The sequence below is a fragment of the Huijunlia imazamoxiresistens genome, assembly GCF_037132455.1.
Lineage (GTDB): Bacteria > Bacteroidota > Bacteroidia > Chitinophagales > Chitinophagaceae > Flavisolibacter > Flavisolibacter imazamoxiresistens.
On sequence record NZ_JBBBEI010000013.1, the window covers coordinates 98,423 to 123,405 of the forward strand.

19 protein-coding genes are annotated in these 24,983 nt (G+C 58.1%); 8 read left to right on the plus strand and 11 right to left on the minus strand.

The window, feature by feature from the left end:
* Positions 1-35 precede the first annotated feature (35 nt).
* From V9K67_RS16325 to V9K67_RS16350, 6 genes are all read right to left on the minus strand, one after another.
* Positions 36-1,226 (minus strand): iron-containing alcohol dehydrogenase, encoded by a 1,191-nt coding sequence (locus tag V9K67_RS16325; protein ID WP_336724181.1) that lies wholly within the window; start codon positions 1,224-1,226, stop codon positions 36-38.
* 252 nt (positions 1,227-1,478) lie between these two features.
* Entirely contained in the window at positions 1,479-2,783 is a 1,305-nt protein-coding gene (locus V9K67_RS16330) for a class II aldolase/adducin family protein (RefSeq protein ID WP_336724182.1), read from the minus strand.
* A 49-nt stretch (positions 2,784-2,832) separates the two neighbouring features.
* Positions 2,833-4,056 carry an acetate/propionate family kinase gene (locus V9K67_RS16335; RefSeq protein WP_336724183.1) on the minus strand — a complete coding sequence of 408 codons (1,224 nt, stop codon included), beginning with the start codon at positions 4,054-4,056 and terminating at the stop codon, positions 2,833-2,835.
* Between the two features lie 86 nt (positions 4,057-4,142).
* The gene (gene pta, locus V9K67_RS16340; protein ID WP_336724185.1) at positions 4,143-6,236 is read right to left on the minus strand and encodes a phosphate acetyltransferase; all 2,094 of its coding nucleotides are present in this window, start codon (positions 6,234-6,236) and stop codon (positions 4,143-4,145) included.
* Positions 6,237-6,343: 107 nt separating this feature from the next.
* The gene (locus V9K67_RS16345) at positions 6,344-8,131 is read right to left on the minus strand and encodes a hypothetical protein (RefSeq protein WP_336724186.1); all 1,788 of its coding nucleotides are present in this window, start codon (positions 8,129-8,131) and stop codon (positions 6,344-6,346) included.
* A gap of 43 nt (positions 8,132-8,174) precedes the next feature.
* Entirely contained in the window at positions 8,175-8,609 is a 435-nt protein-coding gene (locus tag V9K67_RS16350; protein WP_336724187.1) for a pyridoxamine 5'-phosphate oxidase family protein, read from the minus strand.
* A gap of 213 nt (positions 8,610-8,822) precedes the next feature.
* Between V9K67_RS16350 and V9K67_RS16355 the strand changes: the two genes are divergently transcribed.
* Positions 8,823-9,260, plus strand: coding sequence for a 6-pyruvoyl trahydropterin synthase family protein (locus tag V9K67_RS16355; protein ID WP_336724188.1), 438 nt, complete (start codon positions 8,823-8,825; stop codon positions 9,258-9,260).
* 149 nt (positions 9,261-9,409) lie between these two features.
* On the opposite strand, the gene V9K67_RS16360 is transcribed toward V9K67_RS16355, so the two are convergent.
* Positions 9,410-10,195: a hypothetical protein gene (locus V9K67_RS16360; RefSeq protein ID WP_336724189.1), complete on the minus strand. Its 786-nt coding sequence runs from the start codon at positions 10,193-10,195 to the stop codon at positions 9,410-9,412.
* 219 nt (positions 10,196-10,414) lie between these two features.
* Between V9K67_RS16360 and V9K67_RS16365 the strand changes: the two genes are divergently transcribed.
* Complete coding sequence (locus V9K67_RS16365) at positions 10,415-10,669, plus strand: hypothetical protein (protein WP_336724192.1); 255 nt, start codon at positions 10,415-10,417, stop codon at positions 10,667-10,669.
* 28 nt (positions 10,670-10,697) lie between these two features.
* Here V9K67_RS16365 and V9K67_RS16370 read toward each other — a convergent pair whose 3' ends face one another.
* From V9K67_RS16370 to V9K67_RS16385, 4 genes are all read right to left on the minus strand, one after another.
* Positions 10,698-11,543, minus strand: coding sequence for a dienelactone hydrolase family protein (locus tag V9K67_RS16370; RefSeq protein ID WP_336724194.1), 846 nt, complete (start codon positions 11,541-11,543; stop codon positions 10,698-10,700).
* Between the two features lie 113 nt (positions 11,544-11,656).
* The gene (locus V9K67_RS16375) at positions 11,657-12,136 is read right to left on the minus strand and encodes a hypothetical protein (protein WP_336724196.1); all 480 of its coding nucleotides are present in this window, start codon (positions 12,134-12,136) and stop codon (positions 11,657-11,659) included.
* Positions 12,137-12,178: 42 nt separating this feature from the next.
* Positions 12,179-12,664 (minus strand): GNAT family N-acetyltransferase, encoded by a 486-nt coding sequence (locus V9K67_RS16380; RefSeq protein WP_336724198.1) that lies wholly within the window; start codon positions 12,662-12,664, stop codon positions 12,179-12,181.
* A 58-nt stretch (positions 12,665-12,722) separates the two neighbouring features.
* Positions 12,723-14,060 (minus strand): PQQ-dependent sugar dehydrogenase, encoded by a 1,338-nt coding sequence (locus tag V9K67_RS16385; protein ID WP_336724200.1) that lies wholly within the window; start codon positions 14,058-14,060, stop codon positions 12,723-12,725.
* A gap of 172 nt (positions 14,061-14,232) precedes the next feature.
* Here V9K67_RS16385 and V9K67_RS16390 point away from each other — a divergent pair, with 172 nt between their 5' ends.
* From V9K67_RS16390 to V9K67_RS16415, 6 genes are all read left to right on the plus strand, one after another.
* Positions 14,233-15,177 carry a UTP--glucose-1-phosphate uridylyltransferase gene (locus tag V9K67_RS16390; RefSeq protein ID WP_336724202.1) on the plus strand — a complete coding sequence of 315 codons (945 nt, stop codon included), beginning with the start codon at positions 14,233-14,235 and terminating at the stop codon, positions 15,175-15,177.
* Positions 15,178-15,303: 126 nt separating this feature from the next.
* Positions 15,304-18,672, plus strand: a complete 3,369-nt coding sequence (locus V9K67_RS16395; protein ID WP_336724204.1) for a UTP--glucose-1-phosphate uridylyltransferase — start codon at positions 15,304-15,306, stop codon at positions 18,670-18,672.
* Between the two features lie 402 nt (positions 18,673-19,074).
* Positions 19,075-20,610, plus strand: coding sequence for an alpha-N-arabinofuranosidase (locus tag V9K67_RS16400; protein ID WP_336724205.1), 1,536 nt, complete (start codon positions 19,075-19,077; stop codon positions 20,608-20,610).
* A 102-nt stretch (positions 20,611-20,712) separates the two neighbouring features.
* Positions 20,713-21,714 (plus strand): arabinan endo-1,5-alpha-L-arabinosidase, encoded by a 1,002-nt coding sequence (locus V9K67_RS16405; RefSeq protein ID WP_336724206.1) that lies wholly within the window; start codon positions 20,713-20,715, stop codon positions 21,712-21,714.
* Between the two features lie 65 nt (positions 21,715-21,779).
* Positions 21,780-23,651, plus strand: coding sequence for a hypothetical protein (locus V9K67_RS16410; protein ID WP_336724208.1), 1,872 nt, complete (start codon positions 21,780-21,782; stop codon positions 23,649-23,651).
* 183 nt (positions 23,652-23,834) lie between these two features.
* Positions 23,835-24,965, plus strand: a complete 1,131-nt coding sequence (locus V9K67_RS16415) for a glycerate kinase (RefSeq protein ID WP_336724210.1) — start codon at positions 23,835-23,837, stop codon at positions 24,963-24,965.
* Positions 24,966-24,983 lie beyond the last annotated feature (18 nt).

The following is a 24,983-nucleotide window of genomic DNA, read 5'->3' on the forward strand; positions in this document are numbered from 1 at the left end:
AATTACAACACAAACACTTTCTTTCGCGGTATTGCTTAGAGCACCGCTTCCATTTCTTCAAAAACGGAAACATCTTTATAGGCGGCGCGGTAGATGGCTTTGATGTCGTCGACGGTTACCGTCCGCGGGTTGCCACCGGTACACACATCGGCCATGGCCTGGGCCGCCAGCTTGTCGATATCGGCAGGGTCGAAGGTGGTGGCGCTCAGTTTCGGGATGTGCAATTTTTCTGCCAGTCCCTTCAGGACTTCAATCGCCGCGGTGGCCGCTTCTTCCTCCGGCAGGCCGGCTACATCTTTACCCAGGGCTTTGGCGATGTTGCGGAACTTTTCCGGGCAGGCAACGGCGTTGAACTCCTGCACGTAGGGCAGCAGGATGGCGTTGGCCACGCCGTGCGGCAGGTCGTATTCCGAACCCAGCTGGTGGGCCATCGAGTGCACGATCCCCAGCCCGCAGTTGGAAAACGACAGTCCGGCGATATAGGAGGCCCAGGCCATGCCGGAGCGGGCTTCCAGGTCGGTGCCGTCGGCTACGGCGGCTTCCAGCGACTCGCCTACCAGCCGGATGGCTTCCAGCGCCAGGGTGTCGGACAGGCGGAAGGCGCCCTTGGTGATGTAGGCTTCCAGGGCATGCGTCAGGGCGTCCATTCCGGTGGCGGCGGTCAGGCCGGCCGGCTTCTGCACCATCAGCTCGGGATCGTTTACGGCTACGGATGCCAGGGAGTTGGGGTCTACCATCACCATTTTGATCTTGCGCACTTCGTCGGTGATCACGTAGTTGATGGTCACTTCCGAAGCGGTGCCGGCAGTGGTGTTCACCGCCACGATAGGCACGGATTTATGCACCGATTTGCCGATGCCTTCATAAGCCACGATATCGCCGCCGTTGGTGTGCAGCAGCCCGATGGCCTTGGCCGCATCCTGGGGCGAGCCGCCGCCTACGGACAGGATGCCGTCGCAGTTGCTGTCCCGGAACACTTCCAGCCCGTCGTGTACGTTTTTGCAGGTGGGGTTGGGCTTTACGTCGTCGAAAACAACATAAGGCAGACCGGCGGCCTCCAGCACATCGGTCACTTTCTGCACGACGCCAACGGCACGCAGCACCCGGTCGGTGACCAGGAAGATTTTCTTTAATCCGAGTTTTTTTATTTCCACGCCAATTTCTCCGATGGCGCCGGGGCCTATCAGGTTGATGGCAGGCCAGTAGATACGTCTAACATTTTCCATGGTGAATATGAGGTTTGGTGAGGGACGCTTTACTGACTTTTTCGAGGTAGGCTAATTGAGGGAAGTTTACGAGTTCACGTGTTTACAGGTTCACGAGTTCGTTGGAAGGGGGAGGGGGTTGGTTTTTAGGGTGGCGTAAAGTTTTTTTTAGTTGCGTAAGATGAATGACCAATGACCAATGTCTATTGTCGATTGCCAATTGCCAATTGATGATTGGCCATTCATCCTTGCCTATTGTCTATTGTCAATTGCCTATTTCAGAAACGCTGCGCGGAGTTCTTCCACCTGGTCGTTGCTGATGGGGACCATCTGGCCGATGGGAGCGCACATCACCAGCGATTTGGCGCTGAACTCGGCCACTTCGAGGTAGTCGAAGGTTTGCAGCAGCTTGTCGCCGGTTACCAGCACGCATTCGTTCTTAATGAGCACGGCGGGGTTGCTTTTCGACACCATGCCGGCAATTTTGTCTTTGCGTTCGAAGTGCTCGCCGAAATTCACGTAATGCACGTCCTGCAAAAAGATCCAGCTTTCCGGGATGGTCCGCACGTTGAACTCCGATCCGGTAACGGCGAATGCCATCAGGTAGGGCGATTGGGTGAGGATGATGGAGTTGATCTCGGGGTGCTGCTCGTAAATGTGCTGGTGCAGGTAGGTGGTGCGGCTGGGGATTTTCCCGGGCTCGCGTTTGCCGTCCCTGATCTGCACGATGTCTTCCAGCTGCATGTCCCAGCGGGGAGTTTGCGTGGGCGTAATGAGGAAGTCGTTGCCTTTCCAGCGGCAGGAGACCGTACCGTAGGAGGAGATCATCAGGCCCTGCTTGCAGGCGCGCTGCACGATCTGGCAGATTTCCATACGCTTTTCCTTTTCATCGGAGGGGTGCTCCACGGAATCCATTTCCGGCATCAGTCCGGGCAGCTGGGCATCGAAGGCGGCGATCTGCTCGTCGGTCAGGAAGGAAGGCTTTCCCACCTGGTTGCCGAAGAGGGTGGCGCGGGCGCAGAACTCCAGCGTTTCAAAGCGGTTGAAGGTTTCTGACAGGTCGGCGCCGCCCACCACCGTTCCGTGGTTTTCCATGATCACGGCATTGAAGCCCTTTACAAATTCATCGGCGATGACTTCGCCCAGGGCCGAACTTCCCGGCAGGCGGTACTTGGCATAACCGATGGGGCCGCACACGTGCTTGGCCTGCGAGATGATGTTGGTATTGGGGATTTCGCGTACGATGGAAAAGGACACCAGCGCCGGCGGGTGGGCGTGAATAATGGCCTTAATATCGGGGCGGGACTGGTAAATGGCTTTGTGGAAAGGAAATTCGGAAGAAGGCTTGTGGCGCCCTACGATAGTGCCGTCTTTCTTTACACAAACAATGTCCGCAGGCAGCAGCGAGCCCTTGTCGATGGCGGAAGGGGTGACCCAGATGTCGCCGTTCTCGTCGATAATGGAGATGTTGCCCCCGGAAGTGGTGGTCAGCCCCCGGCTGTAGATGCGCCCGATCACCAGGGTGATCTGGTCGCGCGGATGCATCAGGCGGGTATTAAGGTTTACATTCGTGATCATGTGTGGATTTAATTTATATCGTGAATCATCATTGGACAGTAGGCTGGATCTAGTGAACCTGTGAGCTCGTGAGCTTGCCTTGAAGCAGTTCCACGCTTTGTTTTACAATTTCCAGTTCTTCGTTGGTGGGCACTACCAGCACCTTGGCTTTGGCTTCGGGCGTATTGATCTCGCGGATCTCGCCGGAGCGCACCTTGTTCTTTTCGGTATCGAGGGTGATGCCGAAGAATTCGAGGTCGCTGCAGATCAGTTCGCGGATCAGCGCATCGTTCTCGCCTACGCCGGCGGTGAACACAATGGCGTCGAGGCCGTTGAGGGCGGCGGCATAGGAGCCGATGAACTTTTTTATGCGGTAGGCGTACATGTCGTAGGCCAGGCGGGCATTGGCGTCGCCGGCATCCATGGCCTTGGTGATGTCGCGCATGTCGCTGAAGCCGGTGAGGCCCAGCATGCCGCTGCGCTTGTTGAGCAGGGCGCTTACCTGTTCGATGTCGTAGCCCAGTTGCTCCACCAGGTGGAAGACCACGGAGGCGTCGATGTTGCCGCAGCGGGTGCCCATGATCAGGCCGTCCAGCGGGCCGAGGCCCATGCTGGTGTCGATGCACCTGCCGTTCTTCACCGCCGCCATGCTGCAGCCGTTGCCCAGGTGGATGGTAACGATATTCGATTCCTTTTTCCCCAGGTAGGCAATCGCTTTTTCGCTGACATATTTGTGGCTGGTACCGTGGAAGCCGTACACGCGGATGCCGTAGTCGCCGTAGAACGAGTTGGGAATAGCGTAGCGGAAGGCTTTTTCGGGCAGGGTCTGGTGGAAGGCCGTGTCGAACACCGCCACCTGGCGGGCGCGGGCAAAGATCTTTTCCGCCACCCTGATGCCCTGGTAGTTGGCCAGGTTGTGCAGGGGCGCCAACATGGCCAGTTTCTTGATCTCGTCGAGCACTTCCTGCGTTACTTCCATGGTGGTGGAGAAGGTTTCGCCCCCGTGCACCACGCGGTGGCCCACTACGTCGATGTCGTCGGTGTTCTGGATCACGCCGATACCCGGTTCGGTCAGCAGGTGGTTCACTTCCTGCAGGCCCGCCTCGTGGTCGGGCAGGTCCAGCGTACGCTTGATGACGTTTTCACCATCGTTGGTAAAGACCTTGTGCGTGATGACGGAATTTTCCAGCCCGATGCGCTCTACCAGCCCGGTACAGATCGGCTTTTCAGAAGGTATCTTAAAGAGCTGGTACTTAATGGAACTGCTTCCGCAGTTAACTACAAATATGTTCATGCTTGTGTGATTAATAGGTCAATGGTCAATGGACATCTGGTGTCAACCCACTCGTAAACGTGTAAACCCGTAAACTCGCAAACTCTTTAGTTGTTTTGCGCCTGGATGGCCGTAATGATCACGGTATTGAAAATGTCGTCCACGGTGCAGCCGCGGCTCAGGTCGTTTACCGGTTTGTTCAGTCCCTGGAGCATGGGCCCGATAGCCAGGGCGCCGGTTTCCCGCTGAACGGCCTTGTAGGTGTTGTTGCCCGTGTTCAGGTCGGGGAAGATCAGCACGCTGGCCTGGCCGGCCACCTGCGAGTTGGGCATTTTCTGCTTGCCCACCACGGGGTCTACGGCGGCGTCGTACTGGATAGGTCCTTCCACCTTCAGGTCGGGGCGTTTTTCCTTGACGATTTCTGTTGCCCGGCGCACCTTTTCCACGTCGGCGCCTTCGCCCGACGTACCCGAGGAGTACGACAGCATGGCGATCCGCGGCTCCAGGCCGAAGCGGCTGGTGCTCTCCGCCGAAGATATGGCAATCTCGGCCAATTGTTCGGCCGTGGGATTCGGATTTACGGCGCAATCGCCGAACACCGCTACCCGGTCGGGCAGGCACATAAAGAAGACCGAGGAAACCGTGGAAATCCCCGGCTTGGTCTTTACGAACTGCAGGGCGGGCCTGATGGTGTGCTGGGTGGTGTGCACCGCCCCGGACACCATGCCGTCGGCGTGGCCTTTATACACCATCATGGTGCCGAAGTACGACACGTCGGTCATGAGGTCGCGGGCCATTTCGAGGGTGACGTTCTTGCTCTTGCGCAGCTCGAAGAGCGTTTCCACGTAATCGTTATAGGATTCCGCTTCGGCGGGGTTGACGATGCGCAGGCGGCTGATGTCCAGGTCGAGGCCCAGGCGCTTGATGGAGGCGGCGATCTCGCGGGGGTCGCCCAGGATGGTGAGGTCGACGATCTCCTGGTTGATGAGGCGTGCGGCAGCCTTCAGGATGCGGTCGTCCTTGCCCTCGGGCAGCACGATGTGCTTTTTCTGACCCTTGGCCCACTTGGCCAGCTGGTACTGGAACATGTGGGGGGTAATGCCTTCCGGTTTGTAGGTCACCATTTTATCGGACAGGGCCTTCACGTCCACGTATTTTTCAAACGTGTTGATGGCCAGCTCGATCTTGTTGGTGTTGTCGGGGGTGATGCGGGAGCGGATGGAGCCGATCTGGGTAATGGTATTGAACGTGCCGGTTTTTACCGCGATGATGGGCACGACCGTTTGCAGACCTTCGATCAGTTTGATAATAGGTTCTTCGGGTTCGGAGCCGGCGCTGAGCACGATGCCCGCCACCTTGGGGTAGGAGGCCGACATGTTGGCCTGGAGGGCGCCGATGATGATGTCGCCACGGTCGCCGGGGGTCACGATCAGCACGTTTTCCTTCAGGTGGCGCAGGAAGTTGGGCACCTGCATGGCGCCGGTCACGAAGTTGTTCACCTGGTTGGAGAGCAGGCTCTCGCCGAACAGCAGCTTACCGCCCAACTGTTCGTGGATTTCCTTCATGGTGGGGCTTTGCAGGTTGCTGTCCTCGGGGATCACCGACAGGATCAGGCCGGCCGGCAGCTGGGCGGACAGCAGCTCGCGCACATCCTCCACCTGGCCGGGGGCTACCCGGTTGGCCACCACGGCCAGCACCTGCACCTCGCGGGCTTCGAAGTTGCGGTAGACCGTCACCACGGAGTTCACCACCTGGGCGGTGCTCTTGTTTTCCCCGGATACCACCAGCAGGGCAGGGGCGCCCAGGTTGCGGGCGATGGTCACGTTGGCGTCGAACTCGAAGGCGGTGTTCTCGCCCTGGTAGTCGCTGCCCTCGATGACGGTAAAATCATACGAGTCTTCCAGCTTCTTCACCTTGCGGATGATGGTCTCGATCAGCTGGCCCTGGCTTTCCGACTCCATCTGCTGCATAGCCACCTGGCGGGTGCACGCATAGGTGTCCTCGTAGGTCTGGGGCAGGTTGAAATGATTGACGATTGTTTCAATATGGATGTCTTTCTTCTCACGGGGATCGGAACTGATAATGGGCTTAAAATAAGCTACCAGCTTGGCTTCGCCTAACAGCATGTTCACCAGTCCCAGTGCGACAAGGGATTTGCCGCTGTACGGTTCGGCGGTAGCAATGAAAATCGTTTTGGACATATCGGCAGCGTTAAAGTTTGTTGCAAAGATGGGGGGGACGGGCAAAAAAAGCGCATGATTGCTATAATAAATCGTATGACTACAATCAAGCTCATCTTTTTAAAGGATCAGCTATTTAGCCCGGCTTCCCACTGGTCCAGTTCGTGCAGGACCTGCGCCCTGGTGGCCGCTGACAGCCCTTCCTCTATTTGGAACAACTGGCGGTAATACCCGATGCCTTCCAGCAGGCGGGCGGTGAAGTCGCGGATATACCGGGCCTTTTTGGCGTCGGGGGCGGCGGCTTCCTCGGCCTGCAGCTCGGTGCGATAAGCGACGTACAGCTGCAGTTCTTTGATAAACATATGCGGCCGGTCGGGCTGGCCCAGGTGGTCCTGGCGCCCGTAGATGTGGTCGATCATCTGCTGCAGCGACAGTTGTTGGGAAAAATAGGCGATGTTGGGCCCGGGGCAGATGGTTACCCCTTCGGTGTTTTTGACCAGCACCTGGTCATAGGCCGAGGCGGCGGCATTGCTCAGGCCCACGCACAGGCATTCCTTCGCCAGCACGGCGGCTTCCTGCCTGCGGTAGTCGTCGGGGTGCAGGTCCAGCGCCTGCAATTGGGCCAGCTTCAGCTGCTGGTACTTATGGGAGGCGGTGCAGATGGGTTCCCTGGTGAATTCGGTATTGGACACCAGGTGCTTTTCGGTGCAGGGGCTGCCCGGCCGGCCCCTTTGGGCGCGGGCCTTTTTTTCCCGTTCCGAAGAAGTGCCTTTTAAATAATGGAAGCGCACACCCAGGGGGGAGTTCCGGCTGAGCTCCACATCCCCTTCCGTGGCGGCGCACAGCAGCTCCAGGGTTTCCGCATCCACGGTGGTGGCTTCGGGCACCAGCAAAAAGGGCGTTCCCCAGCCCGTGCTGTCCACGCCGTAGTAGTTGCGGAGGAAGCGGTCTTCCTCGGCGGTGCCGATGCCGCCCTGCACGGTCAGCGCAATGGGGTAGGGGGCAGCGGGGGCCGTGCCCGTCTTTGCCCGGACGGCCGCCTGGTACAGGTCGAACAGGGAAGCGGACAGCTCCGCCTTTTTGCTTTTGAATTCTTCCAGGATAGGGCCCAGCAGGTAGCCGTCGGAGGCAAAGGCGTGGCCGCCGCAGTTCAGGCCCGACTCGATGCGGAACTCGCTTACCCAGATGCCCTTCTTTGCCAGGTATTTTCCCTGCACCAGGGCCGAACGGTAGTCGCTGACCTTGATCACCACCTTCTTATCAAATGCCCCCTGTTCGTTAGGGGCGAACTGGGGCAGCTTTTCCAGGTAATTGTACAGCCGCGGGTTCAGGCCGGCGGAAAAAATGATGGAAGAGTTCGTGAGGTCGCTTTGGGCATAGCCCCTTAGGGCCGCCAGGGCGTCGGAGCCGTCGGGGAGGGGGGCGCCGCTGCCGTCGACATTGTCCTTGTCCACCTTGGTCATGATGTTCACGTCGATGCTGCCCGGCACGATCCCTTCGCGCAGGAGGGTTTCCAGGGAAGACCGTTCCCCTTCATCTTCTGTTTGCAGCAGGCGGCGGTAGAGGCCTTTTAGCGCACTGTCCTCGGGCAGCAGCTCGAAGTAGCGGTGGATGTCCGAGCCGGTTTTAAAGGCCGAGGCCTTCAGTTGCTCCACCTGGCTTTTCACCATACGGTTCACCAGGTTGAGGTAATCGGTGATCCGGCGGGCCCGGTAGTCCTCCTCCCGGGCGGAGATGGGGATATAGGGCGTTTCCAGCAGGCCGTAATAATAGCGGCGCATCATTTCGATCAGGCGGTCGGCGGTGATGGAAATGGTGGAGGTGATGCCAAAGCGGGCCACCTTTACCGGCGAGTCGATGGTGTAGGCCAGGCCCATAACGGGTATGTGAAAGGTATGTGGGGATAGGTGCTGCATAACTCTGTTGTAAGTAGGTATAGAAAGTATAAGTCCGGGTTGTTCAGGAAGGCTCTTCTTCGCGTTTCCAAAGTGTTTTTTTGCCGAAAATTTTGGAGCTGTCGGTCATTTTTACCGAGTCGAGCCGGAGGGTCCATACGTCGCCGGGCAGGGCCAGGGCGAGCGGGAACTTTTTGTAGTATTCGCCGGTGGCGCGGGCATCGGCCGGGGCGTCGGGGTGGAGCACGGTGCCGGTAAACTGGAGGCCCTGGACGGCGAGCGGGTTCAGCTTGTCGGGCAGGACGGTGCCGGAAACCACCGGGTTGCGCAGCAGCAGCTGCGCGTGGTGGGAGGAATACGACGATTTGAAGTACAGCAGGTGGCTGCTGCCGTCGAAGGCGAAAAAGCAACTAAAGCAATAAGGGCGGTTCTGTTCGTCCACGCAGGCGATGGTGGCGGCCTTCTGACTTTTCAGGAACTGGAGGATGGATTCGGTCATAGCTTTATGATGTTTACAGGATCTGCCCGGTAGGAACGCCATCTGTCTTTTCCGATAACGGGATCTCCTTTGATGGCGCCAAAGAAAGGTTCTTTAGGGGCGCATCTTTATGACTTCCGTCATGCCGGCAGGCTGTTTTTCAGCAACTTTCGGCAGCCCGGGGCCGTTTAACTTCGCCGGCGCTTTTTGCTAAACAAAGAGAGAACACTACAGATGCTAAAGGTTACGAAAATCGTCCGCTTCGAAATGGCGCATGCCCTTCATGGCTATGAGGGTCCCTGCCACCACATCCACGGGCACTCCTACGAGCTGCATGTAACGGTGCAGCCGGCTTCCTTCACCGATGAATACGTGCCCGCGCCGGGTTTTGTCATTGACTTCCGGCAATTGAAGGAGCTGGTGCAGTCGGTGGTGCTGCGCCACATGGACCACCAATTATTTCTTTCCCCCGCCTACCTCCAACAGTACGGTCCGATGGGGCAGTTGTCCAACCTTGAAATATTTCCCGCCGAGCCCTCGGCCGAAAACCTGCTCCTGTACATTGCCCGGCAGTTGCGGGCTTCGCTGCCCAGGGGCGTAGTGCTGCGTTCGCTGCGCCTGTACGAAACCAGGGATTCCTATGCGGAATGGGAGATGGAGGGAATTGGTTAATTGGTTCATTGGGAATTAGGAGGGGCCGCCTGAAAAGGAAGGGGCTGCAACCAGCAGATCACAGGAGCCGGGAAAAAGAAAAAGACGGCAAGCCTGTGGAACAGGTTGCCGTCTTTGGTATCGGGAAAGCCGGGGGAACAATGGGCAGGTTAGTAGCAATTCGACCACCAGGTGTAACGGTAGCGGTAGGCACCGTAGAAGGTCAGGTTCACACCAACGGAGTAGTTGCAGTTGTAGTAGTACGACCAGCCGTTGTTGTAGAGGGTATAGGCATAGCCCGAGTAGTACTTATAACCCCAGTAATGGTAGTAGAAGGCCGTGTAGATCGCGTTGTAGCCCAGGTTGGTCACCTGCACACGGCGCCAGTTGGTGCCGCTCAGGTACAGGTAAGAAGTCGCCAGGGCCTGTGCGGCCGGATCGGTGCTCGACAGGTTGGCTTTGGCCTTGCTGCTCACCTCTATGGATACCGGCTCGTTCTTCGCATCGGGAAAGTCCATAGCAATGGCGTTTTCAGGGATCGTCAGGTCCTGGGCTTTTTTGCTATCCCTGGTAGCGCCCAGTTGGGAGAACAGCGTGCCTCCTTTTTCCTTGGAAGAGGTGGGGGCGGCGGACTGCTGCAGCAGGTTAGAGGGGGTGGCCACCAGGGTGAACTGCATATCGTTCAGGTTCAGCCCATCGAGGGTTTTCTGGCTGGAGGCACGCAGGCGCAGGGTGGTGCTTTTGGTTTTTGAGGCATCAAAAACTTTCAGGGTGCGCTCAAAGAGCTTTTCGGGTTCCTTGATCTTGATGGCGGCAGGGTCCGAGCCAGGGTTATTGGCTTTGGTGCTGTTGGCAGCCACAGGCGTATCCATTTGCTGATCATGATCTTTCTGACAGGAGGTCAGGTACATTCCGCTTAATAACAGGGCAAATACAGAAGCTTTTAATGCTTTCATAAAAAAGTTGTTTAGAAGGTGAAGGGTTTTTGAAAGAAGGGTGTGTTACAGGGAGGGCAGGAAGCGGAGTACGGGAGTGGTGGTGCAGCAAGAGGATCGATCGATGCAGACGTCTGGGAGCGAAATGGCTGATTTAATTATTTTCTATCCTGGTGTTCTTTGATTCTTCGTTTCGTGTGCCGTTTCATTCGCGCTTTGTATTAGGATAATCCGGCAATCATGGAAGAAGGGAAACATCAATGGGAGATTTTTTTAAAGTTCTTTTCCTTCGCCAGTAAGGTCATCTGTAATAGAATTGCAGGGTCCGGCGGTTGCTTCTATCGGGATTTTTGGTTCGTGGAGGGGCCCAATAGCCCCTATGACCTGATGCCGATGATAGGCTCTGAAAAAAGAAAAGGTTCGGAACTATTAAAAAGTCCCGAACCTTTTTTGTGCTCTCTGTTTATTGAAAGAAGCAGGGTTCGCCCAAATTAATCAATTAACCAATTAACCAATTCCCTGATTAATGGAAGATCTTTCCAAAGAATTCCTTCATGTCGTTCCAGGAGGCGGAATCGGCCTGTGCGTCGTAGCGGACGGGCATGTTGAATTTCTGGCCGACCTCGGTGGCATTGGGATTGGTGAAAGCATGGGTAGCGCCGGGGTAGACCTTGAAGGTGTAATCGGCCCCGATGGAGTCCATGCTCTTTTTAAAGGCAGCGACTTCCGCGTCCGGGACAAAGTTGTCCGCGCCGCCATGGCATACCAGGATGGCCGATTTCAGCAGGTCTTTGCGGGCAGGTGTACCCACCAGGTTGCCGTGAAAGCTTACGACCCCGTCGAGGTTGGCGCCCAGCCGGGCTGCATTGAGCACTACGGCGCCGCCGAAGCAGTAGCCAATGGCGGCTGTACGGGCCGTATCGGCCTGGGGGTAGGACTTGGCCTTTTCCAGGGCTGCGTCCAGGCGGGTTTTGGCCAGCTGGGGATTCTGGTAGAACGGTGTGGCTGCAGCCTGGGCTTCCGGGGGAGTGGGGGCTAATTTCCCGCCGGAGTAAATATCCGCCGAAAAGGCCAGGTAGCCCAGTTCGGCCAGTTGCTTCGCCCGGGTTCTCGGGTATTCGGTCAGGCCCCACCACTCGTGCACCACCAGCACGATGGGCAGCTGCTCCTTGCGGTTGGCGTCATAGGCCACATAGCCTTTCAGGGTATCTTTTCCCGAGGTGTAGGTTACGGCTTCTTCTTTAATGTCGGGAGTTTGTTCCTGCTGTCCTTCGGAGGGCGTTTGTGCCTGCTCGTTATTGCCGCAGGAAGCGAAAAGCGAAAGGGCGCCTGCCAGCAGGACGCCGGAAAAAAATCGTTGAATCGTCATGGATGAGTCTTTCCGCTAAAATAGTGAGAAGTTGGCAGTAATACCCCGGTCCAGTTTAAGTCACCGGAAACCCCGCCATTTGCCCTGCAATAGTTTGCTTTTCTGCCGTTGACCTATGCTAATCCTGCAGCTCCGCCGGACACGACGGCTATATAATAGTTTGAAGCATAAACACCAAGCAAAACAAATAAAATGTCCTGGGGCTTATGGTCATACGAAATCTCGTAGTTGTAGTTGAATTTACCCCAATTGAATTTAGGATCAAACTGAATGAGTTTTTCCCTCTCTTTGTTTTCAATTACATATTTGTTGTGGAATACACCTGTAGCCTTAAAAACAAATTCCTGTCCCTCTTGAAATGTCAGGATGATTTGACCTTTCCAGTTCATTTTCAAGTTGGCCACTTCCCTTTCGTTCTTTGTTACGGTAATACTTGTTCCGAAGAAACCAACGGGTTTAATTTCATAACGGTCGGAATTTGCCAGGGTTATTTCAGCGTTATACGAGAATAAATTCTTATAGTGCAATGCTCCTAACAACTGTTCATTGTCAGTTAGCCGGAACGATTTGCTGTCGGTACAGGCAACGGTCATATTATTCTGTTTTTGGTGGTTTTATCTTTTGCATTTGCAATGTTATCCGTAAGGGACTTGGCTATCGAGGCATGGTAATTTCATTCTCAAAAGTGGATAGTTTCTTCCTTGGTCGTCCTTGTCCGTTCTTTCAATTATCACAAACCCAAATTTTTGATAGAATTTCAGGGCTTTTGTATTCTGTTCATTAACATCAAGCTTGTCCGCACCCAGTTCTTTGACAGCAAAGTTCAGGAGTCTTTGTCCATGTCCCTGGCCAAAGTACTCAGGGTTTAAAAAAAGCATTTCAATTTTCTTGTCGGCTACGCCAATAAAGCCCAGTACCAGGTCTTTGTTTGTCAGGCAATATACCTGCAGTTGGTGGAAGTCTATGGAGGATACCAGTTTCTTGATTTCTTCAAAGTCGGGTTGCGTCAAAAAATCATGTGTAGCAATTACGGATCTCTCCCAGGTGGTCAATACCTGTTGCCTGTAGACGTTGTTATAAGCTTTGATCTTTACGTCAACTGTTTTATCACGTTGTTTCATATTTTAGGGTATAACCTCCTTCGTTCAATGAGGTGAACGTACACATTTTTCCGCAGGGCTACCATTTCGTGCTCTTCACCTGCCAGACCGTGTTGCCGGCGTCGTCGGTGACCAGGAGGGTGCCTTTGGCCGTAAAGGCTACGCCTACGGGGCGGCCGTACACCTTACCCGAGGCAGTGTCGGCGATAAAGCCGGTAAGGAAAGGCTCTTTTTTGCCGGAAGGCTTCCCGTTACGGAAGGGCACAAACGCCACCTGGTAGCCCACCAGCTCGGAACGGTTCCACGACCCGTGCTGCCCCACAAAAGCGCCGCCGGCCCATTTTCCGCTCAAAGCGCCCTTTTCATCAAAGGCCAGTCCCAGCGAAGCGGTATGTGCCCCCATGTCCACTTCGGGCACCTTCGACTTTTGCACCAGGTCGGGCCGTTTGTCGCCTTCAAACTGCGGGTCCTCGTGGGCGCCCCAGTAGGCATAGGGCCAGCCATAGAAACCGCCCTCCTGCACACTGGTAATGTAGTCGGGCACCAGGTCGTCGCCCAGGCCGTCGCGCTCGTTCACTGCCGTCCACAGCGTAGTGGTGCCCGGGGCATAGGCCATCCCCTGCGGGTTGCGCAGGCCGGAGGCAAAAATGCGCTCGCCCGTCCCATCGGGGTTGATTTCCAAAATACAGGCCCGCCGCTCTTCCTCCTTCATGCCGTGCTCGCCCACGTTCGAGGCCGAGCCCACGGCCACGTATATCTTTTTACCATCCTTGCTGGCAAAGAGGTTCCGCGTCCAGTGGTTGTTGTACCCGCCCGCCGGCAGCGACAGGATCTTTTTGCCCGCGGCCGTGATCTTCGTTTGTCCCGGCTGGTAAGGGTATTGCAAAATGCCGTCGGTGTTGGCCACGTAGAAGCTGTTGCCCAGCACCAGCATGCCGAAGGGCTGGTTCAGGTTTTCCAGGAAAATGCCGCGGACTTCGGGCGTACCGTCGCCGTCCGCATCGCGGAGCAGCGTAATGCGGTCGGCGCTGCCTTTTTTGGTGTTGGCATCGGCCTTGCCCGAAATTTCGTCCTTCACCTTTTTAACGATCCCTTTCTCGGTGCTGGCTTCGGCAATGAACACATCGCCATTGGGACCGATATACACCCAGCGCGGATTTTGAAGGTCGCCGGCAAAGCGGCTGACGGTAAAGCCGGCAGGGGCGGAGGGCGTTTTGCCCGCGGGCCAGCCGATGACGTCGCTGAACTTAGTGGCGTTTTCCGTGGCAAAGGGTGCCGGCAGGGTCACCGCCTCGCTGCCCGTGGACACGGTATCGGCCGAAGAGGCAGGGGCGGATTTTTTAGAACGGTCGCCCGACTGGCAGGCGCCCAACAGCAGGAGGGAGGCGGCAACGGGGACGAAAAAGTGGACGTTCATTTGTGATGGTTTAAGTGCCCCTAAATGGAACAAAACATATGCCCGCTCGGGGTTTCCGCTCAGAATTAATGAGAAAGTATGGGTCGTTTCCGGTAATTTTGCCCCTGCCCGGGCAAGCAGCCCGGGGTATTCCAGGTTGCTCCATCAAATCCAAAACAGAACTCCCATCGTCATGAAAGTCAGAAAAGCAGTGATCACTGCAGCGGCTCGCGGTGAACGTTTGTTCCCGGTTGCCGATACCATTCAAAAGGCCATGCTGCCCGTTATCGATGTTGACGGCCTGCATAAACCCGTCATCCAGATCATCGCGGAAGAAGCGTTTTCCTCCGGCATCGAACAAATCTGCATTATTTGCGCCCCCGGCGACGGCGAGCGCTATATCAGCGCCTTTACCACCCTGCGCGACAACCTGCAAAAATCCTTCGGCAGCAGCGACTGGGCCCGGCAGACCGCCGGCCAGATCGATAACCTCCTGGGCCGCCTGCAGTTTGCCGAACAGCAGGAACCCCTGGGCTACGGCCATGCCATTTCCTGCGCCCGCTCCTTCGTGGACAACGAACCCTTCCTGTTGCTGCTGGGCGATTACCTCTATGTGTCCAAGCTGGCGGGCAAGCGCTGCGCCGCCCAACTGATGGAACTGGCCGCCCAGGAGCGTTGCTCCGTTTCGGCCGTGAACCCCACCATCGAGCACCAGGTGCGCCGCTACGGCACCCTCACCGGCAAACAGGTACCCGGCCGCAACGGCGTGTACCAGATTGAAAAGATTATTGAAAAACCTTCCCTGAGCGTGGCCGAGCTGGCCCTGCAGACCTCCGGGCTGCGGGCCGGTTATTACCTCTGCCTGTTCGGCATGCACGTCTTTACCCCCTCGATCTTCGACCTCCTCGACGAACAAATCGCCAAAAACGACGGCCCCGTCCTGCTGACCCCGGCCCTGCAACAGCTGGCCGAATCCGAAAAATACCTGGCACTGGAAGTGAAAGGCGACCGCTACGACCTCAGCCGCCGTCACGGCCTGCTGCGGGCGCAGGTAGCCCTGGGCCTGGCCGGCGAAGCCCGGAGCGAGGTTTTAAATACGCTTGTAGAATCGTTGGCGGAGGCAAATGCCAGAAGCTAAAAGTTTCTGAGTTCCTGAGTTCCTGAGTTTACGGGTTGGCCTGTTCTCCGGTTCTATATTTTCCTTACGGAGTTACGGCAACTCAGGAACTTAGAAACTCAGAAACTCCTTTATAAGGTAACCACTATGAATATCTTTATAGAAACCATAACTGCTGTAGAACCGGCCAAACGTGACCGGTCATTTTTTGAAATGGCCCGGAAGCTGAAGCCCCAGGAGCTGCTGCATGCCCTGCGCCAGCTCGATGCGTTCCGCAAAACTACCCCGAACCTGTACGAACGGGTACGGGCCATTCTTTTTCTCCATGCCGGCTTCCGGTATTTCCTCATGGAGGCCCCCGCCACCCCCACTACGGGCAAGATTCCCTACCGGGGCTTTGAAGACCTGCTGAACCGGCGCTTCGAACATGCCATCACCACCCTGCTGGCCGAGCTGGACCTGCACGGCCCCAATGCCGCCCTGTTCAGCGCGCTGGCCGAAAGCTACCACCACCTCTCGTTCCAGATCCTGGGCGACCAGGTGCGCCGCAGCGTCCGCTCCAGCAAGGGCAACCAGTGGATGTTCCGGGTAGGGCACCGCGAAGAGCACCCCATCCGCATCCACCGCCAGCTGCTGCAGCGCGGCGACAACCAGCTGTTTTACCCCATCCTGCACGAGGAAACCGCCGTACGGATGGACCTTACCCATAGCGCCTGGTCCGACATCTTTTTCCTGGGCATGGACTATCCCGAGGGTGCCCGCGTCATCAACATCTCCATCGACCTGGGCGTTTTCGGCCGCGACAAGGACATCCGCCCGCCGCTGCACTGCTATGTGCGGGTGATCACCGAGCCGGTGCTGCGCCTGACCTCCATCGACCTGGACACCACCAAGGACCTGCACGACCTGGCCGACCTGTTCAACTTTGGCAACGACCACCTGAGCCTGGTAAAGGCCGGCGTCATTGCGTCGGGGCTGATCCCGCCCTCCTTCGAGGGCACCAACCAGTCGCTGCCCGATATCCTGGCCCGCATCGTGGCGCCGGGTATGGGCCTGGAGCTGGTGACCAAGGTGAATGACATTCCCAAGGGCTCGCGCTTTGCCGTCTCTACCAACCTGCTGGGCTCCATCATCAGCCTGCTGATGCGGGCAAGCGGCCAGACCAAAAACCTCACCGGCCCCCTGGAAGAAGGGGAGCGGCGCCTGGTGGCCTCCCGCGCCATCCTGGGCGAATGGATCGGCGGCTCCGGCGGCGGCTGGCAGGACTCCGGCGGCGTATGGCCCGGCGTCAAAGCCATCCAGGGCCACTTTGCCACCGATACCGACCCCGAGCACGGCATCAGCCGCGGCACCCTGCTGCCGCAGCACCACGTGCTGGGCGCGCCCGACGTGCACCCCGAATTCAACGAGCGCATCATGAACTCGCTGGTGCTGATGCACGGCGGCATGGCCTCCAACGTAGGCCCGATCCTGGAAATGGTGACCGAAAAATACCTCCTGCGCGGCCACCGCGAATGGATCGCCCGCCACCAGACCAACGGCATCTATGATAATATCCTCACCGCCATCCGGGAAGGGGATATCAAAATGCTGGGCGCCAGCACCGACCGCAACTTCGCCGGGCCCATTAAAACCATCATTCCCTGGGCCACCACCTATTTCACCGAGCAGATCATCGCCGGGGCGAAGAAAGAATTCGGCGCCGACTATTACGGCTTCCTGATGCTGGGCGGCATGTCGGGCGGCGGCATGGGCATGTTCGTCAATCCAGATGGTTACCAGCAGTCGAAAGAGCAAGTGCTCGACCTGCTGCGCCGCACCAAGGCCCGCCTGTCGGATTCGCTGCCCTTTGCCATGGAGCCGGTGGTATACAACTGGAGCATCAACCAAAGAGGCTCCTGGGCCACGCTGCACCAGGGAGCGGAAGCCCTGATGCCGCAGCCCTATTACGGCATCCACGTGTCGGAGCTGGTACGCAGGCCGGCGGCCTCGATCCCCTACATCCGCCGGGCCGAGATCGACTTCTTTACCACCTATTGCGAAAAGAACAACCTGGCCTACCCGCTGCTGCGCACCATGATCAGCAACCTGTTCCGGGTGTCCGATCCTTCGGCCAGCGGCAGCCAGGGAACCGAAAACGAAAAAGCCGACCGCATCAAAAAAGAGAACGGCTTCGACTTTATACAGCACGAAGAGATCCGCACCGACCTGCAACAGGGCCGCATCGGCCTGGCGCGCAACCGCCTGCCGGCCGAAACGCGGATCGAGGATGTGCCGGCAAGTGCCATCGGCCAGCTGGACGCCCTGGAAGACGCCGCCACGGTGGGCGAGGAAGCCCTCCGCCAAGGCCGCGTAGCCGTGATGAGCCTGGCCGCCGGCGTGGGCAGCCGCTGGACCAAGGGGGCCGGCGTGATCAAAGCCATCAACCCCTTTGCCGAGATCCGGGGCGGGCACCGCAGCTTTCTGGAGATCCACCTGGCAAAGACCCGGCGTGTGGCCGAAGCCTACGGCGCCTCCCTTCCGCACCTGGTGGCCACCAGCTACCTGACGCACGAAGCGATCCGCAAAAAGCTGGAGCAAACCGGCAATTTCGGTTACGAAGGGCCGGTATACCTGTCGCCGGGCCGCTCCATCGGCCAGCGCTTTGTGCCCCTGGAGCGCGACCTCCGCTTCCTGTGGGAGGAAACCTCCCAGGAATCCCTGGACGAGAACAAGCAGAAGGTGCGGGACGCCGTCCGCAAGTCGCTGATGGGCTGGGCAAAAGCAAAGGGCGAAGGCTCCGATTACGAAGACAACGTTGCGGCGCAGCGCTTTTCGCCCCTGGGCCACTGGTACGAGGTGCCGAACCTGCTGCGCAACGGCGTGCTGGCACGCCTGCTGCGCGAGCAGCCGCAGGTGCAGACCATCATGCTGCACAATATCGATACGCTGGGCGCCGACCTCGACCCCGCCGCCCTGGGCTACCACCTGCAGTCGGGCAACGTGCTCACCTTCGAGGTGGTGCCCCGCCGCATGGAAGACCGGGGAGGAGGCCTGGCCCGGGTGAACGGACAGCTGCGGCTGCTGGAAGGCCTGGCGCAGCCCCGCGAAGAGGACGAGCTGAACCTGAGCTATTACAATTCCAATACGACCTGGATCCAAATAGACCCCCTGCTGGCGCTGTTCGGCCTGACCCGCGAAAGCCTGCAAAAAGGCGATGACGCCTTCCTGGCCAAAGCGGTCCGCAGCGTTGCCCAGCACATTCCCTCCTATGTGACCATCAAGGACGTAAAATACCGCTGGGGACACGGGCAGGAAGACATTTACCCCGTGGCCCAGATCGAAAAGCTGTGGACCGATATGACGGCCCTGTCCAACCTGGCCTGCGGCTACCTGGCGGTACCCCGCCGGCGCGGGCAGCAGCTGAAGGACATCGCCCAGCTCGATGCCTGGGTGACCGACGGCAGCCGCGAGCATATCGCCTCGCTTTGTGCCTTTGCGGGAACAATGATCCCGGAATGCGAGGTGGAAGGCTAAAAATTAAAAGCCAGAGGTACGAGGTACGAAGTAAGGAAGAAGGCCTGTTTTTTCCTTACCTCGTACCTCGTTTTTTGTGCTTACTTCGAACTTTTATCTCTATTCTTCCAAATATCTTCTCAGCAATTGTTCGATTGAAATAAGAGCCTTAATTTGGCCATCAGAGAAGAATAAGTGTCAGAAGTACATTTTTTATGGAGCGCCTTCCATAGCCTTCTGCGCCGGTTCGATCGCTAAAAGCCTTTGTATATGATCCACGCTTGCCATTTTTCGGAAAAGCCTTCCGGCTTTTTTATCTTAGAAGTCAGCCCCGGAATCGTGCTTCGCTTTTATGCCCCCGGCATGCCGGCCGGTATCCTTCCTTCGCATCTTATTGTTGAATAAATATTTCTATTTCCATTTATGAAACGATTGTCCTTTTTCTTTTTGCTGTTGCTGGCCCAGGCGGGCTTTGCGCAAAACAGCGTTGTCTTTTATGCCGATTCGGCAAAAACGACCATCAGCCGCCATATCTACGGCCACTTTGCCGAGCACCTGGGCCGCTGCATCTACGACGGTTTTTATGTAGGGGAGAACAACAGCAAGATCCCCAATACCAAGGGGATTCGCAACGACGTGGTGGACGCCCTCAAGCGCCTCAAAGTGCCCAACCTGCGCTGGCCCGGCGGCTGCTTTGCCGATACCTACCACTGGAAGGACGGCATTGGTCCCAAGGACAAGCGGCCCTCGATCGTCAACACCTGGTGGGGCGGCGTTACCGAAAACAACTCCTTCGGCACCCATGATTTCCTGGACATGTGCGAGCTGCTGGGCACCGAGCCTTACCTGGCCGGCAACCTGGCTACCGGCACCCCGCAGGAACTGGTGGACTGGGTGCAGTACGTGAACTTCGAAGGCAAAAGCCCCATGTCGGACCTGCGCCGCCAGAACGGCCGCGAAAAACCCTGGAGCGTAAAATTCTGGGGTGTGGGCAACGAAGCCTGGGGCTGCGGCGGCAACATGCGCCCCGAATACTACAGTGACCTTTACCGTAAGTACGCCACCTTCATGACCGGCTGGAACCCCAGCGACCGCATGTTCCGCATCGCCTCCGGCGCCAACTCGGCCGACTACAACTGGACCGAAGTGCTCATGAAGAATATTCCCAACAACATGCTGGGCGGCGTGGCCCTGCACCACTACTCCGTGATCGACTGGAACCGAAAAGGCCCCTCCACCGGCTTCACCGAGCAGCAGTACTTCACCACCATGAAGCGGGCGATCTTCATGGACAGCCTGGTGGCGCAGCATTCCGCCATCATGGACAAGTACGATCCCCGCAAGCGCGTTGCCCTGGTGGTGGACGAATGGGGCGGATGGTATGAAGTGGAGCCGGGCACCAACCCGGGCTTCCTGTACCAGCAGAACACCATGCGCGACGCCATGATCGCCGGCGTGACCCTGAACATCTTCCACAAGCACGCCGACCGCGTTCGCATGGCCAACCTGGCCCAGGCCGTCAACGTGCTGCAGTCGGTTGTGCTGACCGAAAACGAGAAAATGGTGCTGACACCTACCTTCCACGTTATGGAAATGTTCAACGTGCACCAGGACGCCAGGCTGATCCCCATGGACATCCGCAGCAACGACTACGTAGTGGGCAACGAAAAGCTGCCGGCGATCTCCGCCTCGGCCTCTAAAGATTCCCTGGGCGTTACCCATGTCTCGCTGGTGAACATCGACGCCTCCAAAGAGCAGGCGCTGACCGTGGACCTGCGCGGCGGCAAGTACAGCTCGGTAACCGGCCGCATCCTCACCTCCGGCAAGTTGCAGGATTTCAACTCCTTCAGCCAGCCCGAAAAGATCAAGCCGGCCGCCTTCAAGGGCGCCACCCTCAAAAACAACAGCCTGTCGGTAAAGCTGCCCCCGTATTCCGTGGTGGTGCTGACGCTGAAGTAGCATGTAAAATGTAGCATGTAAAATAAGGAAATGGCCGTTTGGCGCAGGGGATGCAAACGTCCCTGCCCAACGGCATTTTTTTTAATCCTTCAATTATTGCTCTTGAAAAACATATTCTTATTCATTCTTTGCTGCATTGCCTTGCGGGCAGCAGCGCAGCCGGTGCCGGAAGGAAAGGTGTTTCCCACCCGCGAAACCCCCGTGCACGACCCGGTCATGATCAAACAGGGCGACACCTATTATGTTTTCTGCACCGGCTTCGGCATCTCGGTCTTTTCCTCCAAAGACATGAAGAACTGGAAAAAAGAAAAGGCCGTTTTTTCCAAAGCCCCCGAATGGGCCGTGCAGGCGGTGCCGGGTTTCCGCGGGCATATCTGGGCCCCCGATATCAGCTATCATAACGGCATGTACTACCTGTATTACGCCGTATCGGCTTTTGGCAAGAACACTTCCTGCATCGGCGTGGCCGTCAACAAAACCCTCGACCCCGCTTCGCCCGACTTCCGCTGGGACGACAAGGGCAAGGTGGTGCAGTCGGTGCCCGGCCGCGATCTGTGGAACGCTATCGACCCCAACCTGGTAGTGGAGGACAACGGCACGCCCTGGCTGGCCTTCGGCTCGTTCTGGGAAGGCATGAAGCTGGTAAAGCTCGACAACTCCCTGCTCTCGGTGGCCGAGCCGCAGCAGTGGGTCACCATCTCCAAACGCCCCCGCGACTTCAACACCCCCGACAGCATGGCCGGCAATGCCGCCATCGAGGCACCCTTCATTTTCAAAAAAGGAAAATATTATTACCAGTTCGTTTCCTGGGACTACTGCTGCCGGGCCGAGAAAAGCACCTACAAGGTGGTGGTGGGCCGCAGCGAACAGGTGACCGGTCCCTACCTGGACAAGGCAGGCCTGGCCATGGACCGCAACGGCGGCACCCTGGTGGTGGAAGGCAATAAGGAATGGCATGGCGCCGGCCACAACTCGGCCTATACCTTCGACGGCAAGGACTACCTCGTCTTCCACGGCTACGATGCCAACGACAAGGGCCGCTCCAAGCTGCGCATCGAAGAGATCGCCTGGGACAAGGACGGCTGGCCGACGCCCAAAAGGTAGCCAGACCCTACCCTGAAATCCGTTGACAGAAAATAATAAAAGCACTCCGTCGTTTATGTGATGGAGTGCTTTTATTATTTTATTCTTTCTTTATCGTGAACTGGCGACGGGAAATAGTCCTTTTCCTGGTTTTCTGCCTGCCCCTGCTCACCTTCGGCCAAAAGGATACCGCTCAAAAAAAGATCACCATCGACAGCTTCCTGCTGAAACAGCCGGGCATCCTGGGCAACCTGGCGCAGAACCTTTTTGCCGATACCACCGAAGAGAACGGCCCCGACCTGCAGGCCCAGGACAAACGTTTTCGCAAATTCGAGGGCAAAGTGATCCGCCGCATCGACGTGGAAGTGCTGGAATTCGGTACCCCCATCACCGACACCGCCAAATCCATCAAAAATACGCTCACCCGCCTGGGCGATTACTTCCACCACAACACCCGGGGTTATGTTATTCGCAAAAACCTTTTCTTCCATAAAGGCGACCGCCTCAATCCCTTCCTGCTGGCCGACAACGAGCGCCACCTGCGCGACCTGGACTTTAACCAGGATGCCCGCATCACCGTAAAGCCGGTCCGCTACCGCTCCGACTCGGTGGACGTGACCGTGCTGGTGAAGGACGTGCTTTCCCTGGGCGGCCGCTTTCACCTGCACAATACCGGCAGCGCCACCGTGCAGGCCCGGGAAGATAACCTGGCCGGCTGGGGCGACCGCCTGCTGCTGGGCGCCCATTTCGACCAGAAGCGGTACGAAAAGTTCGGCTGGGGCGGCGAATACGGGGCCCGCAACATCGGCGGCAGCTTTATCGACGCCACTGCCGGCCGCTCCAATTTCGAGGACGCCTTCAACAGCGGCCGCCGTGAAGAGGCCGCCACCTACCTGCAGCTGGTCAAACCCCTGGTGCATCCCTACATGAAGTGGACCTATGCCCTGGAAGCCTCCTCCCACGAAACCCGGAACCTGTATACCGACGATTCGCTGTACCAGAGCGACTACCATTATAAATATTCCAACTTCGACGCCTGGGCAGGCTGGAACGTGAGTGCCGACGTGCCGGGCAAAAAGAACGCGGACAACCGCCTGCGCCGCCTGATCGCCTTCCGCTACCTCCACCGCAACTTCCAGCAGGCGCCGCAGAAATACAGCAGCCAGTACATGTACCGCTATTCCGACCTGACGGGCCTGCTGGGAGCGGTTTCCCTCTTCCGGCAAAATACCATCAAAACGCGCTACATCTACGGCTTCGGCCGCACCGAGGACGTGCCCGAGGGCCGCGACCTGACCGTCACCGGGGGCTATACCAAAAGAGCCGGCCGGGCCCGCCCGTATGCCGACGTCAAATACCAATGGAATGGGTTCACGCCCCGGAAGGACTATGTCAACCTCACCGCCCGGGCCGGCGGCTACCTGTATGCAGGGCACCCCCAGGACCTGGGCGTGCTGTTCCACCTGGATTATTTCACCCGCCTGCACCAGCTGTCCGCCCGCTGGAAGGAGCGGAGCTTCCTGGGGCTGGGGCTGGCCCGGCAGTTCAACGAAGAGCTGGAAGAGCCGCTCTACCTGGATAGCCCCTTCGGCCTGCAGGAATACCGCAACAATATGGAGGTGTACGGCAATACCCGGGCAACGCTCAAGGCGGAATCGGTCTTTTACAGTCCCTGGCGGCCGCTGCTGTTCCAGGTGGCCCCCTTCGTGTTCGGCAACCTCACCTACCTCCACCCGGCCCCGGAGGTGGTGCCCCAGCGGAAGATTTACAGCAGCCTGGGCGCCGGCATCCGCACCCGCAATGAAAGCCTGGTGTTCGGCACCATCGAGCTGAAGGGCTATTATTTTCCCGGCGGAAACCATTATAACCAAACCTGGCACCTGGCCCTCAACACCAACGTAAAATTCAAATACAACCGGCAACTGATAAAGCGACCCGAGCTGCTGTCCGTAAACTAAGGGTTCCTAAGTTCCTGGGTTGGCGTAACTCCGGAATGAAATTTACCTGTCTGAGCCAGAATCACGAACTTAGAACCTGCCGGAGCACAGGCGGCCCCGTAAACGTGTAACCGCTGAACTCAGGAACTCAGGAACTTAGAAACTCAGGAACTGTAACTCGTAAACCCGTAAACTCGTAAACTCTTGAGAATCGTCATCGCCCCCGATAAGTTTAAAGGCAGCCTTACGTCCTTCGAGGTGTGCCGCTTCCTGGCCGAGGGCGTCCGGTCCGTGGCGGATGCGGACGGGCTGGGGCAGTTCCCGCTGGCGGATGGGGGCGACGGCTTTGGGCCCGTGCTCCAGCATTACCTCCAAACCGAGACGGTGGCCTGCGCTACGGCGGACCCGCTGGGCAGGCCCCTGCAGGCGTCCTACCAGTGGAGCCCCGCCAGCCGCACGGCCTTTATCGAGTCGGCGGCGGCCAGCGGGCTGGCCCTGCTGGCGCAGGGGGAGCGGGACCCGATGGTGACCTCTACCTTCGGTACCGGGCTGCTGGTAAAGGCGGCCCTGGAAAAAGGGGCGGAGAAAATCATTCTCGGCCTGGGCGGCAGCGCCACCAACGATGGCGGCACCGGCATCCTGGCTGCCCTGGGCTTTAAGCTGCTCGATGGGGCAGGGCAGGAGCTGCCGCCCTGCGGGCGGAGCCTGTTGGCGCTGGAGCGGCTGGTGCCGCCGCCCGGCCTGCGCCCGGTGCCGATGGAGCTCGCCTGCGATGTGCAGAACCCCTTGTATGGCCCCGATGGGGCCGCCTTTGTATATGGCCCGCAAAAAGGCGCTTCGCCGGAGGCCGTGCGGCAGCTCGACGAAGGGCTGCGGCGGTGGGCGGAGGTGTTGCGCCGGCAGACGGGAACCGATGTGGCGCACCTGCCCGGGGCGGGGGCGGCCGGGGGCATGGCGGCAGGCCTACTGGCGTTTTTCCCGGTGGTGCTGCGCAAAGGGATCGACTTGGTGGTGGCCGCCAGTGGCCTGGAGGCCCGGCTGGCAACGGCCGACCTGCTGATCACCGGTGAGGGCTGCATCGATGCCCAAAGCCTGCAGGGTAAGGTGGTGGGCCGCATCGCGGAGCTGGGGCGGCAACGGGGCATCCCGGTGATCGCCTTTTGCGGCCAGAACCAGTTGAGTGCCGGTGCCGCCGCCCGGGCAGGGCTGCAGTTTGTCTTTCCCCTGGTCAACGAATTCGTCAGTCCGGAAGATGCCATCCGCAATGCCGGCCCCCTGTTGCGGTGCGCGGTGGTCAGCAGCGTGCTGTTCCTCAAAAAGAAAGGGGGGCCTTAGGCCCTTTACTATTTTTCC

What these genes read in the sequence shown, in the direction of transcription:
- V9K67_RS16325 (WP_336724181.1), bottom strand. Translation starts at nt 1,226, where the DNA reads ATGGAAAATGTTAGACGTATCTACTGGCCTGCCATCAACCTGATAGGC.
- V9K67_RS16330 (WP_336724182.1), bottom strand. Translation starts at nt 2,783, where the DNA reads ATGATCACGAATGTAAACCTTAATACCCGCCTGATGCATCCGCGCGAC.
- V9K67_RS16335 (WP_336724183.1), bottom strand. Translation starts at nt 4,056, where the DNA reads ATGAACATATTTGTAGTTAACTGCGGAAGCAGTTCCATTAAGTACCAG.
- pta (WP_336724185.1), bottom strand. Translation starts at nt 6,236, where the DNA reads ATGTCCAAAACGATTTTCATTGCTACCGCCGAACCGTACAGCGGCAAA.
- V9K67_RS16345 (WP_336724186.1), bottom strand. Translation starts at nt 8,131, where the DNA reads ATGCAGCACCTATCCCCACATACCTTTCACATACCCGTTATGGGCCTG.
- V9K67_RS16350 (WP_336724187.1), bottom strand. Translation starts at nt 8,609, where the DNA reads ATGACCGAATCCATCCTCCAGTTCCTGAAAAGTCAGAAGGCCGCCACC.
- V9K67_RS16355 (WP_336724188.1), top strand. Translation starts at nt 8,823, where the DNA reads ATGCTAAAGGTTACGAAAATCGTCCGCTTCGAAATGGCGCATGCCCTT.
- V9K67_RS16360 (WP_336724189.1), bottom strand. Translation starts at nt 10,195, where the DNA reads ATGAAAGCATTAAAAGCTTCTGTATTTGCCCTGTTATTAAGCGGAATG.
- V9K67_RS16365 (WP_336724192.1), top strand. Translation starts at nt 10,415, where the DNA reads ATGGAAGAAGGGAAACATCAATGGGAGATTTTTTTAAAGTTCTTTTCC.
- V9K67_RS16370 (WP_336724194.1), bottom strand. Translation starts at nt 11,543, where the DNA reads ATGACGATTCAACGATTTTTTTCCGGCGTCCTGCTGGCAGGCGCCCTT.
- V9K67_RS16375 (WP_336724196.1), bottom strand. Translation starts at nt 12,136, where the DNA reads ATGACCGTTGCCTGTACCGACAGCAAATCGTTCCGGCTAACTGACAAT.
- V9K67_RS16380 (WP_336724198.1), bottom strand. Translation starts at nt 12,664, where the DNA reads ATGAAACAACGTGATAAAACAGTTGACGTAAAGATCAAAGCTTATAAC.
- V9K67_RS16385 (WP_336724200.1), bottom strand. Translation starts at nt 14,060, where the DNA reads ATGAACGTCCACTTTTTCGTCCCCGTTGCCGCCTCCCTCCTGCTGTTG.
- V9K67_RS16390 (WP_336724202.1), top strand. Translation starts at nt 14,233, where the DNA reads ATGAAAGTCAGAAAAGCAGTGATCACTGCAGCGGCTCGCGGTGAACGT.
- V9K67_RS16395 (WP_336724204.1), top strand. Translation starts at nt 15,304, where the DNA reads ATGAATATCTTTATAGAAACCATAACTGCTGTAGAACCGGCCAAACGT.
- V9K67_RS16400 (WP_336724205.1), top strand. Translation starts at nt 19,075, where the DNA reads ATGAAACGATTGTCCTTTTTCTTTTTGCTGTTGCTGGCCCAGGCGGGC.